Origin of the sequence: Pseudomonas sp. 29, assembly GCF_002754355.1 — a bacterium.
In the GTDB taxonomy this organism is placed as follows: Bacteria; Pseudomonadota; Gammaproteobacteria; order Pseudomonadales; family Pseudomonadaceae; genus Aquipseudomonas; species Aquipseudomonas neuropathica.
Map to the genome: position 1 here is coordinate 2,788,367 of NZ_PEEY01000001.1, position 13,942 is coordinate 2,802,308.

Below are 13,942 nucleotides of genomic sequence, written 5' to 3' on the forward strand. Positions count from 1 at the left end.
TAGCATTCGCAGCGTTCCGGCACAGACCGGGTCCATATCGAGATGATTTCTATCATGTCCTCCGCTGCATCTTTCCGCACAGAAAACGACCTGCTTGGCGCCCTCGAAGTACCGGCTCAAGCGTATTACGGCATCCAGACCCTGCGAGCGGTGAACAACTTCCGTCTCTCCGGCGTTCCGATTTCGCATTACCCGAAACTGGTTGTCGGCCTGGCGATGGTCAAACAGGCCGCCGCTGACGCCAACCGCGAGTTGGGTCACCTGAGCGAAGCCAAGCACGCTGCCATCAGCGAAGCCTGTGCCCGATTGATCCGCGGTGATTTCCACGAAGAGTTCGTGGTGGACATGATTCAAGGTGGCGCCGGTACTTCCACCAACATGAACGCCAACGAAGTGATCGCCAACATTGCTCTGGAAGCAATGGGTCACCAGAAAGGCGAGTACCAGTACCTGCACCCGAACGACGACGTCAACATGGCGCAGTCGACCAACGACGCCTACCCAACGGCGATCCGCCTGGGTCTGCTGCTCGGTCACGACACCCTGCTGGCCAGCCTCGACAGCCTGATTCAGGCGTTCGCGGCCAAGGGCAAAGAATTCGATCACGTCCTGAAAATGGGCCGTACCCAGCTGCAAGACGCCGTGCCGATGACCCTCGGCCAGGAATTCCGCGCGTTCGCCACCACCATGGGCGAAGACCTGGCGCGTCTGAAGTCGCTGGCCCCGGAACTGCTGACTGAAGTGAACCTGGGCGGCACCGCGATCGGTACCGGCATCAACGCCGACCCGCGTTATCAAGCGCTGGCTGTACAGCGTCTGGCCCTGATCAGCGGTCAACCGGTAGTGCCGGCGGCCGACCTGATCGAAGCGACTTCCGACATGGGCGCCTTCGTGCTGTTCTCCGGCATGCTCAAGCGCACCGCGGTCAAACTGTCGAAGATCTGCAACGACCTGCGCCTGCTGTCCAGCGGCCCACGCACCGGCATCAACGAAATCAACCTGCCAGCGCGTCAGCCAGGCAGCTCGATCATGCCCGGCAAGGTCAACCCGGTAATCCCGGAAGCCGTGAATCAGGTGGCGTTCCAGGTCATCGGTAACGACCTGGCGCTGACCATGGCAGCCGAAGGCGGCCAACTGCAGTTGAACGTGATGGAGCCACTGATCGCCTTCAAGATCTTCGACTCGATCCGCCTGCTGCAACGCGCCATGGACATGCTGCGCGAGCACTGCATCGTCGGCATCACCGCCAACGAAGCGCGCTGCCGCGAACTGGTCGAGCACTCGATCGGTCTGGTCACCGCACTGAACCCGTACATCGGCTACAAAAACGCCACCCGTATTGCCGGCCTCGCCCTTGAAAGCGGCCGCGGCGTACTGGAACTGGTGCGCGAAGAAGGTCTGCTCGACGAAGCCATGCTCGCCGACATTCTGCGCCCGGAAAACATGATTGCTCCGCGTCTGGTTCCGCTTAAAGCCTGAGCCGACGCGTAGTTTGTAGCACCGCTCACCAGGTCGAGGGACTAGACACCTCTCACCTTTTGAGGGCTTGGGGATTTGTCCCCAAGCCCTTTTTTTTAACTTTCTGACCCTGAGACCCGTATGTCTGGGGACTGAACAATGGGGGAGTCCGCTCCCACAAAAAAGCAGTTCCCGCACAAGCCCGGCGCCGGTAACGCCGGGTGTTTCACAGCTTCGTTTCGTCGCTTGCACCACAACCGTGCAGACGGGCGCCGCACTGATCGGTATAGTGCCGCCCCTCTTCGCGTGAGCGGTCGTCGGTAACGAGGCCACAACCCATGCGAAACCCGAACTAATAACAAACCCGCGAAATGGATCCGGGACGAAACCATCGCCTCACCTGTCGTGCCGTGCGCACACCGGTGTAACACGATATTTCTACCATCCAGCATTTGCTCACACAAAAAACAGCGAGGAAAAATCCATGCTCGAAGTCATCAACGACTTCCTCTCAGGGAAAGTACTGATCGTGCTCATTGTCGGGCTCGGTAGCTACTTCACGATTCGCTCGCGTTTCGTTCAATTGCGGCACTTCTTCCACATGTTCGCGGTGTTCCGCGACAGCCTCAAAGGCAGCGCCGGGCAACTCAGCTCGTTCCAGGCCCTGATGCTCAGCCTTGCCGGCCGTGTCGGTGCAGGCAACATCGCCGGTGTCGGCATCGCCGTGACCCTGGGTGGTCCAGGTGCGGTCTTCTGGATGTGGGTGACCGCACTGGTCGGCATGTCCAGCAGCTTCTTCGAATGCACCCTGGCCCAAGTCTACAAGCGTGCCGATGGCGACGGCCTGTACCGTGGCGGTCCGGCTTACTACATCCAGCACGGCCTGAAACTCAAAGGCATGGCGGTGGTGTTCTCGGTCCTGCTGCTGGTCACCTACGGCTTTGCCTTCATTGGCCTGCAGTCCTACACCGTGACTCACTCGCTGCAGAACGCCTTTGAATTCAACCCACAACACACCGGTATCGTCCTGGCAGTGTTGCTGGCCATCACCTTCATCGGCGGCATCAAGCGCATTGCCTCGGTGTCCGACCTGCTGGTACCGATCAAGACCCTCGCCTATATCGGCGTGACCCTGTATGTGATCGGTACTCAGATCGAACACGTACCAGCCATGCTGGAAACCATCTTCAAGAGCGCCTTCGGCCTCGACCCGGCCTTTGGTGGCCTGCTCGGCAGCGCCATTGTCATGGGCGTGAAGCGTGGCGTGTTCGCCAACGAAGCAGGCCTGGGCAGTGCGCCGAACGTCGCCGCCGTGGCTGCCGTGAAGCACCCGGGCGCCCAGGGCGTGGTTCAGGCCTTCAGCGTGTTCCTCGACACCTTCGTGATTTGCACCTGCACCGCGCTGCTGATTCTGCTGTCGGGCTTCTACACCCCGGGCTTCGAAGGTGACGGCATCGTCCTGACCCAGAACTCGCTGGCCGCTGTGGTCGGTGACTGGGGTCGCATGTTCGTCAGCGTCGCGCTGTCGCTGTTCGTCTTCACTTGCATCCTCTACAACTACTACCTGGGCGAAAACAGCCTGCAGTTCCTCACCCGCAACCGCGCCGCGCTGATGATTTTCCGCGGCCTGGTGCTGGCGCTGGTGGTATGGGGTTCGATGCAGGACCTGTCGACCGTGTTCGCCTTCGCTGACATCACCATGACCTGCCTGGCCTTCGTCAACCTGATGGCCCTGGCCATGCTGTTCAAGGTCGGCATGCGTGTAATGCGCGACTACGACGAGCAGCGCCGCGCCGGCGTTAAACAGCCCGTTTTCGACTCCAGCAAATTTACCGATCTGGATCTCGACCTGCAGGCCTGGCCGACCAACCCGTCTGCCGCTGCCGGCAAGACCGAAGCCGAGCCGCAAGGCGTGCCTGCAGCGCAACGCTGACAGGTGAATGACGGGCGCATCCCCTGCGCTCGTCAGTTATTGTGATGCAATAACTTGTAGGAGCGAGCCTGCTCGCGATAGCTGTCTTTCAGCCAACACCAATGTTGAATGATGAACCGCTATCGCGAGCAGGCTCACTCCTACAATGTCATCTCTTGTGGAGACCCTCAGATGATTGCCAATTCCTACCCAGCCGCCCAACACGTCATGGTGCTCTACACCGGTGGCACCATCGGCATGCAGGCCAGCGCCAACGGTCTGGCCCCGGCATCCGGTTTCGAAGCGCGGATGCGCGACTACTTGCACAGTCAGCCTGAGCTCGTTGTGCCGCAGTGGCGTTTCCGGGAAATGTCGCCGCTGATCGACAGCGCCAACATGACCCCGGCCTATTGGCAGCAACTGCGTGAAGCGGTGGTCGATGCCGTGGATGTGCAAGGCTGCGACAGCGTACTGATCCTGCACGGCACCGACACCCTGGCTTACAGTGCGGCGGCGATGAGCTTCCAGTTACTGGGGCTGAATGCTCGCGTGTGTTTCACCGGCTCCATGCTGCCGGCCGGTGTTACCGACAGCGATGCCTGGGAAAACCTCGGCGGCGCACTGGTCGCCCTCGGCGAAGGCCTGACGCCCGGTGTGCATCTGTACTTCCACGGTGAGCTACTGGCGCCAACCCGTTGCGCGAAGGTGCGCAGCTTCGGCCGTCATCCGTTCAAACGACTTGAGCGGCAGGGCGGCGGCGTGAAAGCGCCTTCGATTCCAGCGTCGTTGAACTACAACCAGCCGAAGCAACTGGCCAAGGTTGCCGTGCTGCCACTGTTCCCCGGCATCAGCGCCGAAGTCCTCGATGGTCTGCTCGACAGCGGCATTCAGGGTCTGGTGCTGGAGTGCTACGGCAGCGGTACAGGGCCGAGCGACAACCCTGAGTTTCTGGCAAGCCTTGGCCGTGCGCGGGATAACGGTGTGGTGGTGGTTGCCGTGACGCAATGCCATGAAGGCGGCGTTGAGCTGGATGTTTACGAGGCTGGCAGTCGATTGCGCGGTGTAGGCGTGTTGTCCGGTGGTGGCATGACTCGTGAGGCGGCGTTCGGCAAGTTGCATGGCCTGCTCGGTGCTGGGCTTGAAACTCAAGAAGTGCGCCGACTGATCGAACTGGATCTGTGTGGTGAGCTGCTCTGAGCACGACTCAGGATCGGCCCTCACCCTAGCCCTCTCCCGAAGGGAGAGGGAACTGACCGAGTTGTTTTTCGCTGTCCGTCGACCTGATAAACCGTGTCGATTGTGGATTCGGCAGAGATGTATCACGTCGGTGCATCTCGCCAATATCCCCCAATCGGCCCCCTCTACCTTTGGGAGAGGGCTGGGGTGAGGGGCTGCTGCGGCATGCAACTTGCTGCATTCCAGCCATCTCAAGGCTGGAAGATCTTATGCTCCACTCCCACCTCACCACCCTCAACGCCGTCTCGCTAATCCTCAACACCTTCAAAGCCGAAGGCCTGTCGAGCGAAGCGTTGCTGGCCGGCAGCGGCATCAGTGCGGCGGATCTCAGCCGGGCCGACACGCGCATCACCACCAATCAAGAGATGCAGGTCTGCGCCAATGCGGTCGCGCTTAAGCACGATATCGGTCTGGAGCTGGGCCGGCGCATGCACGTTTCCTGCTACGGCATCCTTGGCTATGCCTTGCTGACCTGTGCCACCTTCGGTGACGCTTTGCGTCTGGCGATTCGTTATCCGGCGCTGTTGGGAACACTTTTCGAACTCAGTCTGGAGGACGATGGCGAACGCGTCTGGTTCGTCGCTGCCGATTATCGCGAGAGCCCGGCGATGGCGGTGTTCAATGCCGAGTTCTGCCTGGTGTCGCTGAAAGTCATTTGTGATGACCTGCTCGGGCATCCGCTGCCCTTGCTCGCCACGCGCTTCGAACACGCCGCACCGGATTACCGTGACAGTTATGCCGAGCACTTCGACAGCCCGCTGCACTTCGCCGCCAAGGACAACGCCTTCGCCTTCGACCGTCACTGGCTCGATCAACCGCTGCCGCTGGCCGATGCCATCACCCATCAAGCCATGGCCGAACGCTGCCGCAAGCAGAACCTTGAGTTCACCGGACGCCAAGCGTGGCTCGGGCGCATCCGCCAGTTGCTCAGCGCCCAACTGAACGCCGCGCCGGGGCTGGAAGGTCTCGCGCAACAAATGAAGTGCTCGCCACGCACTCTGCGCCGGCATCTCAAGGACATGGGCTGCAGCTATCAGGAATTGCTCGATGAACTGCGCTTCGAGCGAGCCAAGCAGATGTTGTGTGAGGATCATCTGCCGATCTACCGCATCGCCGAGACCCTTGGCTTCAGTGAGACTGCGAGCTTTCGTCATGCCTTCGTGCGGTGGAGCGGCGTGGCGCCGAGTCAATTCCGGGCCTGAGGGGGCGAATTTCGGTCAGTGTTTTTGGCCATATCCATCCCCTTTTGGCCTTTCCTGCCGTTCTCCGATTCGCCACACACCGCAACACTGGGAGCAACCGAATCAGCCCTGCGGAGAACAACAAATGCTGACGATCTACTCGGACGATCACCACCTGCACCATGGCCGCTGCGAACTCATCGATGGCCAACTGAAGCCGTGCTTCGAGATGCCGTCGCGTGCCGACCATGTGCTGCAGCGCGTTAAAAACCAGAACCTCGGCCCGGTCGAAGCGCCGAAGGATTTCGGTCTGGAGCCGATCGCCCGTATCCACAGCCGTGACTACCTCGACTTTTTCAAAGGCGCGTGGGCGCGCTGGACTGAATTCAATACCGACGGCGATCTGCTGCCCTACACCTGGCCGGCGCGCACTCTGCGTGCAATCAAACCGACCAGCCTGCACGGCCAGCTCGGCTATTACAGCTTCGATGGCGGCGCACCGATCACCGCCGGCACCTGGCAAGCGGCGTACAGCGCGGCGCAAGTGGCCCTGACCGCGCAAGCAGAAATCCAGCGTGGCGCGCGCGCTGCCTTCGCGTTGTGCCGGCCACCGGGACACCACGCTGCCAGCGACTTGATGGGGGGTTATTGCTACCTCAATAATGCTGCGATCGCCGCGCAGGCGTTCCTCGATCAGGGCCACAAGAAGGTCGCGATCCTCGACGTCGACTATCACCACGGCAACGGCACGCAATCGATTTTCTACGCGCGCAGCGACGTGCTGTTCACCTCGATCCACGGCCACCCGGAAGCAGAATTTCCGTTTTTCCTCGGCTACGACGATGAGCGTGGCGAAGGTGCCGGTGAAGGCTTCAACTTCAACTACCCGCTGCCCGCAGGCTCCGGCTGGGACGTGTGGAGTGCGGCGCTGGATCAGGCCTGCGATGAGATCGATCGCTACGGCGCCGACGTCATTGTCGTATCGCTCGGCGTCGACACCTTCAAGGATGACCCGATTTCGCAGTTCAAACTCGACAGCCCCGATTACCTGGCGATGGGCAAGCGCATCGCTGCACTCGGCAAACCGACATTGTTCGTCATGGAGGGCGGTTACGCTGTGGAGGAAATCGGCATCAACGCGGTGAACGTACTGGAAGGCTTCGAACGATAACCAGATTCCCGTCGCAACCGTAAACACCAGACCCGCCCAGGCGGGTCTTTTTTTGCCCGCAATATGTATGTACCGCACGTGCGCCGCCGCTCGCCGCTACCTTGCCCGGAACCGCCGCCCTTGGGCGCGCCCATCAGAGCAGGAGTTGCCCATGCCCGAAATCCCCTCGCCCAGCGCCGTCGATGTCGTGACTCAACTGGTGACCGGCCCTTCACTGCGAGAAGTTGCGTCGAAAACGCTGCGCCCCGCGCTCAGGACGCTGTATCCCGACCTCGATCTCGACCCGCAGCTGGCCATGGTCGTAAGACCGACCTGGGTCATTGAAGATGATCGGGTCGTCCCGGGTCGCCACCTGATCGAATCGCTGACCGACACCCTGGTACGCCTGGGCCTCTCCGGCACGACTGTGGCGTATCTCGACGGTGAGCATTATCTGACCTTGCAGCCCGACCTGCCGTCCGCCATCCAGCTGCCGGTGAAAATCAGCGCGATCGGTAAGCTGCTCAATGAGCTGGCACCGTTGCTGTTCATCGCCTACAAGGAACACCAGGTCAATTACTGGGATGATTTCACCTACCCAGGACAGCCGCGCTGGCAGCAGATGTCACAGGCCCTGCGCAATTTGTGGAAGGTCGACGCGAACCCTGGCTGGGATGCCGACCAGCGAGCCATGGCCGAAGCGCTTTATAAATACCCGGACAAACACCAGCGACTGCCCACCGACAAATACAAGACCCGCGCCTGCCTGATTGATCTTGACCGTGGCGAGGGTGACGAGCAGAAGCATGTGACCCTGCTCGAGACCGCGGTACTGATCGGCACCGACGACAAGCGCACCTTGATCATGACCCACTCGGTGCTGCAGGGCTTCGAGAGTTTTCAATCGCTGGAAAAACTCGGCGAAGCCCTGCCGCGTCGTTATTGGCAAGGTGCCTCCGGTGCCGGGTTGAAATGGCGACTGGTCGAACCACAGGGCCATTTCTTCGACTATCAAGCCTGCACACTGGTCGCCCTGGAAGCCGAGGCGCTGGGCGCGATCAATTATTTTCAGGGTTCGAGTTCCAGCGAGCTATATCCGCACACCGGGACTGTCGGCAATCCGCGAGAGCCGACACCGCGCCTCAAACCTCATATCGCTCGCCTGCGTCCGATGCTGCCAGAATGGCTCGACAGCGCCTCTCCCGCCGATCAAACCCGTTACAGCCGGCATCTGCTGGATCTGACGATGGTGCAGCACACGAACAAGGGAAAATCATTTCAAAGCGAAGTCATCAGCCTGCAAGCGTTCACCCGTGATGCCCTGAAACAACAGATAGCCAAGGATCATCCGCAAGCCGGCGAGGTGAGGATCGATGACATCGAGATCAGCATCACCAGCCTGGTGGTCTGGGGCACATTTGTCTTGCCGGGTAACACGCAGACCAAGACGCTGTCGCTCATTGAACTCGCGCTGCAGAACCTCGCGGGGCAGCCAGCCGGCAACAAAACCGTACGTTACAAGGATGGCGGCGTGTTGCCTGAGTGGATGACCGCAAGCTACCTGCAACAACTGGTCAGCAGCGTCGATATCGGCCAGACCTACCCGGCGTACCTGCAAAACCTGCTGATTGACAACAATGAGCAGGCGTCGGCAGTGCAAGCACTTTATGCCAGCCAGTTGCCCATCGAGCTGCCGCTGCTGGCGTTGCAGCACAAAATACAGGGCAAGACCGGCATCACTGAACAGGGTTACCGCTATGTGGTTGCCGCGCTGGCAAACACCGGCGATGAGCGTCATGTCGATCGCGATGAAATCGTCATTCGCCCGCTGGGGTTCGTGGCCCATCGCAGTCGATCACAGGCCGACATCGTCAACAACATGTTCGTCATCGGCCCGCGCGAGGCGGACAAAGGGCCGTGCCTGCTTTATCGACCACTGTTCGAAACGGCACTGATGCAATTTCCCTCACACGCCAACCTGTTTTACGAGATCCAGCACTCACAGGAGCTGCGCGAATCGGTCCTGGCCTGGTTGCCGGACGATGTGCGCTTCAAGTACAGCCAGTTCGTCTTCACCGCCCGATTGCCTTCAGTCTGGACCATCCCGCAATTGCTGGTGAACCCCTTCACCGCCCTCGACATGTCCGGCCCCGTTGCGCTGGCGACCGCAACGATTGAACACGATGTACTGGCGACCCTGCATAACAGCAACGTGCAGGCTGTCATCACCCAGGCCGATCGGCAATCGGTCTCTGATGCAGAAGCACGCTGGGCAACGCTCAAACACGGCGGCTGGATGCTGTTCAACGCGGCTTTGCCATTCCTCGGGCGCAGCGTCGGCACGGCAGCGTGGATCTGGCAGATCATGGACGACCTGCAAGAGATCAGCGACGAGGCCAATGAGCAATCCGGCAAGCTTGCCTGGACAGCCCTCACCGACATTCTCCTGGCCTTGGGCATGGTGCTCGCCCATCGCGCAGCGGTCGGCGACAAGCCATTCAGCGAGTCGATCCCGCAGGAAGAACCCACCGCCACCGTCACCACCGAACTCGTCGTCAGCAAACCGTTGCAGTTGCCGGACGTCTCCAGCACTGCACTGCCCATTGCGCATGAGATGGTGGTCAACCCCTTCACGGCGCTGAAACGATCCCCGGTCGCACTCGCAGCGCTGCTCGACAGTTTTCAGATCGCCAAACCCAAAGGCATCGGCGATGCCGCCACCGAGGGCACACACAGGCATCTTTATCCCCGCCAACAACAGTGGTTCGCTCCCGTAGGCCAGCGCTGGTTCGAAGTCATGCTCAATGAGCACGCCGAGGTGCAGATCATCGACTCGCGCCAGCAACCGCCACGCAACGGGCCGCAACTGACCCGCACGGCCAACGGCCAATGGGTGGTCGACCTTCGCTTGCGCCTGCGAGGCGGCGGACTCGACAGCGCACTTGAGGCCGTTCAGGACGTGAGCAAAATGGACGCCAGGCAACTGACTGCCGAAATCAGTGCGTTCGACGTAACGATGAAAGCCAAGCAGATTCAGCGTGATGCTGACCACAAAGCCTTCAACGATGCGGTCGGGCAAGCACGAGGACCGGCACGCGAGCACTATCTGGCAACGCTAGACGCACAGCTCAAGGCGTACGGCGCGAATATTGAACAGATCAAGGCGTTGAATCAGAAAGAGCCGATTCCGAACTACCGGACCGTCATGATTGAGCGACTGCAAATGCAGCTGTTTCTCGGGCAGGAATGGCTCGACCTGCATTCCGCCGTATTTCAGACTGACCTGAAGGCCATGCAGACAATGCTTGCCGATGAAGCCGGATTCATCGCGCAGGCGTTTGTTCAGACCTTTGAAAGAATGACCCTCCAGACCCAGGCCATCATTGAAAAAACAGAGTTGGCCAATAGCCGTTTTGACGAACTGATGTTGTTGGGAAAAGATGCCGTCAAAATTATTCCAACCTGTCGCAAGGCATTGCCGAAATATGATCTGAACGACCTCAAGCTTTTGCAGATCAGTCTTGGCCAGGAAATTTGCATCAAGGCCGGTACGACAGCGGACGCCGCCAATGCCTATCAGGCACTCGCCAGTCTCATCGAAGACGCCGCGTTGAGTATCCAGAGCACGCTGAATCTGACCGAGGATGAAAGCCTCGACAACCTGCGCGAACGCATCGATGTCCTGAGCAATGTGGCCGAACAGTTTTCCGCCATCGATCAGCGCTTTGGTGATCTGCTCATCGACTACCCCGAACACATCAACACTGAGCGACTGCAGCATGTGCGTAAACGGGTAAACGGGTTCAGGGCGCGCACGGATGTAAAACTGGCCGAGTTGCTGCACTTCAAGCACTTGCTGGGACCGACACCGGGGCCTTCGAAGGCGAGATCATCAACGCGCCAGATCATCAAAACCCAATCCAGAGGCACGGTAGTCGGCAATCGAAAAAAACGCATCAAGGGGCAAAAATCCGACCAGGTGGAAGTACGAACCACCCTGACGGGTGTCATCGCCACATTCCAGGAAGAATCGCCCGGTGTCTGGGTAGAACAGCGCACGGCAAAGACCCGCCAACCCAAGGCCCATTCATCCGTGAGTGCCAGCAGCCGTGCCGGCCAGGCGCTGATCGACGGCCTGGCTGCATTCCACCAACGTATCGAAGCTCACCTCAAACGAGGGCGGCGGATACCTGTCGAGGTCGAGGAGGAATACCACAAGCATGCCGCTGTCTTGCGCGAAGCCAATGCGGCGATTGATGAAGCATTGACCGCCAGTAATCTGACCGCAGACTTCAAAAAGCCGACCGAAGAAATCAGCCACAAGCTTGACGAGGCCGCTAACGCCCTTGACGAAAAAGGCACCAGCATTCGCATCGGACTGGTCAAACAACAACCACCGACTGCGGCGGGGGTGCAGTGGCTCAAAGAAAAAGGTGAAGTAACGGTTTCCAAAACCATTACCCGTCGCCGGCTCAAAGGCCACTCGAGGGGTTTTCTCGACGAATACGAAGTACGCGATGCCCACACCGGCAAGGTGCTGTGTTACGCACACTTCCACTACAGCAGTGTCGACGCTCCCGTCGCTTCGTTTACCGCCGGGCATATGAAAACAGTCGCGCAACGACACATCGGCGGTTCCCACGAGCCGAGCGATCCCACCAGTTCGCAGCTCCTCGAAATCCATCGCAGCGAGATTTCACGACAGTCAGCCGAGCATCTGTTCTTCACGCCTGCCAAACCTGCCGCAAGCGCTTCAGTGCCGCTGTAATGTCAGGTTCAGGGACGGCGGCAAAGCCCAGGACCAGCCCGGCGCGCTGGTCCAGCGGTGTAGTGGAGTCCGGCAGCCAGTAACTGCTCAAGCCGTTGATCTCCACGTCAACGCCTGCTGCCTGCGCAATCAACTGCTGCTCGCGTTCGATGCTTGTTACGGCCACGGTCAGGTGCAGCCCGGCGGAAACGGCGGGCAAATCTCCAACACCGGCAATGGCGGTCGGCCAACCGTCGAGCAAGGTGTTGCGACGGCTAAGGGCGGCGCGGCGCATGCGCCGGATATGCCGCTGGAAGTGCCCGGCCGCCATGAACTCGGCCATCACCGCTTGGGTACTGACCTCGGAATGGCGGACATCCACCGCGCGGCGTTGCGAGAAGGCATCGACCAGCGCCGGCGGCAGCACCAGATAACCGAGGCGCAATGCCGGAAAGGCAACCTTGCCGAAAGTGCCGACATACAGCACTCGTCCCTGTCGATCAAGTGCCGCCAACGGCGCCAGCGGCGCACCGGTGTAGCGGTATTCGCCATCGTAGTCGTCCTCGACGATCCAGCCTTGGTCGCGCTCGGCCCAGGCGAGCAGTTCGAGGCGCCGCGCAAGACTCATCACCACGCCTGTCGGGTACTGATGAGAGGGCGTGACATACGCTACCCGACAGTCCCCGGTGGCCGACAACGCCGAGCAGTCCATGCCCTCCTCGTCCACGGCAATCCCGTGCAAACGACCTCCTGCCACCGCGAACGCATGACCGGCCGCGCGGTAACCCGGATTCTCGATCGCCACACCGTCGCCCGGCTCCACCAGCAGCTGTGCACAAAGACTAATGCCTTGCTGTGCGCCGCTGGTGATCACAATTTGCTCAGGCGAGCACTGCATGCCGCGCGAACTGCGCAAATAGGCAGCGATCATTGCACGCAGGCGCGCATCGCCGGACGGATCGCCATAGCACAGTTGCTCCAGATCCGGTTTGCGCCAGAAAGCCGCATTCAGCTTGGCCCACACCTCGAACGGGAACAGATCAAACGCCGGTACACCGACCCGAAAGGCTCGTGGCGGACCACTCGGTGGCCGGGCCAAATGGTTCTTTTCGATGCGCGAAAAACTATCGCTGTGGATAACTTTACTGGATGAAATTACAGGTAAATCCAGCCAATTTGTGGATAAGGCTGTGGGTAAGCCTGTTGAAAACCCTGTGGATACTTTTGTGGATAATTTTTTCGCAGGGCTCGCTACCGGCATCAATTGTGCGACGTAGGTGCCATCGCCTACCCGCCCTTCGATAAAGCCTTCGGCATACAGTTGATCGTAGGCGCGCACCACGCTGTTGCGGGAAATCCCCAACGCCGCCGCCAGATCGCGACTGGCCGGCAACCGCGTGCCGCTCGCCAGTCGCCCGTCCAGTACCCGCAGGCGCAACGCCTGATACAGCTGACGACTCAAACCCTGGCGGCGATCAAGCTCGATCCCGGCAGGGTTGAACGGCATGGATAACAGCGGCGAATCGGGCATGGCAATGGACCTATGAAATTGGTCATCAATGGCTCTTACAACAGACCAATAGCCTGCCTAGGATGCTGGCATTCGCCAAGGAAAATCTGCCCATGTACACGCCACGCGCCTTTGCCATCGAAGAATTGTCCCAACTGCACGAACTGATTCTCGCCACCCGCCTCGCCATTCTGGTGAGCCATGGCGAAAGCGGCTTGCAGGCCAGCCATGTGCCGGTACTGCTGCATTGCGAACAGGGCGAGTACGGCACGCTCTACGGGCACCTGGCCCGCGCCAACCCACAGTGGAAAGACCTGCGCGACGGCGCCGAAGCCATGCTGATCTTCGCCGGCGCCGATGCCTACGTCAGCCCGGGCTTTTACCCGAGCAAGGCCGAACACGGCAAAGTCGTGCCGACCTGGAACTACATCGCCGTGCACGCTTATGGCCACGCCGAAACCTTCAGCGATGGCGGACGCCTGCTCGACATTGTCAGCACCCTCACCGACCGGCATGAGGCCGGCCGCGCCCAGCCGTGGTCAGTCGCCGACGCGCCCGCCGATTACATCGACGGCATGCTCAAGGCGATTGTCGGTTTCGCCATTCCCATCGACCGTCTCGAAGGCAAGCGCAAGCTCAGCCAGAACCGCAGCGCCGAAGACATTGCCGGCGTCCGCGAAGGCCTGGCCGCCAGCCCGGACATCAATGATCAAACCCTCGCCCGATTGATGCGCTAAGGAAATCCCCC

General features: G+C 60.3%; 8 protein-coding genes. 7 read left to right on the top strand and 1 reads right to left on the bottom strand.

What is annotated here, in order from left to right:
* Positions 1–54 precede the first annotated feature (54 nt).
* The 6 genes from aspA to CLU80_RS13095 all read left to right on the top strand — a co-directional run bounded on the left by aspA (position 55) and on the right by CLU80_RS13095 (position 11,705).
* Complete coding sequence (gene aspA, locus CLU80_RS13070) at positions 55–1,479, top strand: aspartate ammonia-lyase (protein ID WP_095049638.1); 1,425 nt, start codon at positions 55–57, stop codon at positions 1,477–1,479.
* Between the two features lie 463 nt (positions 1,480–1,942).
* Positions 1,943–3,391: an alanine/glycine:cation symporter family protein gene (locus CLU80_RS13075; protein ID WP_093429619.1), complete on the top strand. Its 1,449-nt coding sequence runs from the start codon at positions 1,943–1,945 to the stop codon at positions 3,389–3,391.
* A gap of 171 nt (positions 3,392–3,562) precedes the next feature.
* Positions 3,563–4,567 carry an asparaginase gene (locus CLU80_RS13080; RefSeq protein ID WP_099757546.1) on the top strand — a complete coding sequence of 335 codons (1,005 nt, stop codon included), beginning with the start codon at positions 3,563–3,565 and terminating at the stop codon, positions 4,565–4,567.
* Between the two features lie 248 nt (positions 4,568–4,815).
* Positions 4,816–5,808: an AraC family transcriptional regulator gene (locus tag CLU80_RS13085; RefSeq protein WP_099757547.1), complete on the top strand. Its 993-nt coding sequence runs from the start codon at positions 4,816–4,818 to the stop codon at positions 5,806–5,808.
* Between the two features lie 124 nt (positions 5,809–5,932).
* Positions 5,933–6,958 (top strand): histone deacetylase family protein, encoded by a 1,026-nt coding sequence (locus CLU80_RS13090; RefSeq protein ID WP_099757548.1) that lies wholly within the window; start codon positions 5,933–5,935, stop codon positions 6,956–6,958.
* A 151-nt stretch (positions 6,959–7,109) separates the two neighbouring features.
* Positions 7,110–11,705, top strand: coding sequence for a dermonecrotic toxin domain-containing protein (locus tag CLU80_RS13095; RefSeq protein WP_099757549.1), 4,596 nt, complete (start codon positions 7,110–7,112; stop codon positions 11,703–11,705).
* Here CLU80_RS13095 and pdxR read toward each other — a convergent pair.
* A complete protein-coding gene (pdxR, locus tag CLU80_RS13100) occupies positions 11,662–13,215 on the bottom strand; it encodes a MocR-like pyridoxine biosynthesis transcription factor PdxR (protein ID WP_093429614.1) in 1,554 nt (517 codons plus the stop codon). The genes CLU80_RS13095 and pdxR overlap by 44 nt on opposite strands.
* Before the next feature lie 92 nt (positions 13,216–13,307).
* Here pdxR and CLU80_RS13105 point away from each other — a divergent pair, with 92 nt between their 5' ends.
* Positions 13,308–13,931: an FMN-binding negative transcriptional regulator gene (locus tag CLU80_RS13105; protein ID WP_093429613.1), complete on the top strand. Its 624-nt coding sequence runs from the start codon at positions 13,308–13,310 to the stop codon at positions 13,929–13,931.
* Positions 13,932–13,942 lie beyond the last annotated feature (11 nt).

What these genes read in the sequence shown, in the direction of transcription:
- pdxR (WP_093429614.1), bottom strand. Translation starts at nt 13,215, where the DNA reads ATGCCCGATTCGCCGCTGTTATCCATGCCGTTCAACCCTGCCGGGATC.
- aspA (WP_095049638.1), top strand. Translation starts at nt 55, where the DNA reads ATGTCCTCCGCTGCATCTTTCCGCACAGAAAACGACCTGCTTGGCGCC.
- CLU80_RS13085 (WP_099757547.1), top strand. Translation starts at nt 4,816, where the DNA reads ATGCTCCACTCCCACCTCACCACCCTCAACGCCGTCTCGCTAATCCTC.
- CLU80_RS13080 (WP_099757546.1), top strand. Translation starts at nt 3,563, where the DNA reads ATGATTGCCAATTCCTACCCAGCCGCCCAACACGTCATGGTGCTCTAC.
- CLU80_RS13090 (WP_099757548.1), top strand. Translation starts at nt 5,933, where the DNA reads ATGCTGACGATCTACTCGGACGATCACCACCTGCACCATGGCCGCTGC.
- CLU80_RS13105 (WP_093429613.1), top strand. Translation starts at nt 13,308, where the DNA reads ATGTACACGCCACGCGCCTTTGCCATCGAAGAATTGTCCCAACTGCAC.
- CLU80_RS13075 (WP_093429619.1), top strand. Translation starts at nt 1,943, where the DNA reads ATGCTCGAAGTCATCAACGACTTCCTCTCAGGGAAAGTACTGATCGTG.
- CLU80_RS13095 (WP_099757549.1), top strand. Translation starts at nt 7,110, where the DNA reads ATGCCCGAAATCCCCTCGCCCAGCGCCGTCGATGTCGTGACTCAACTG.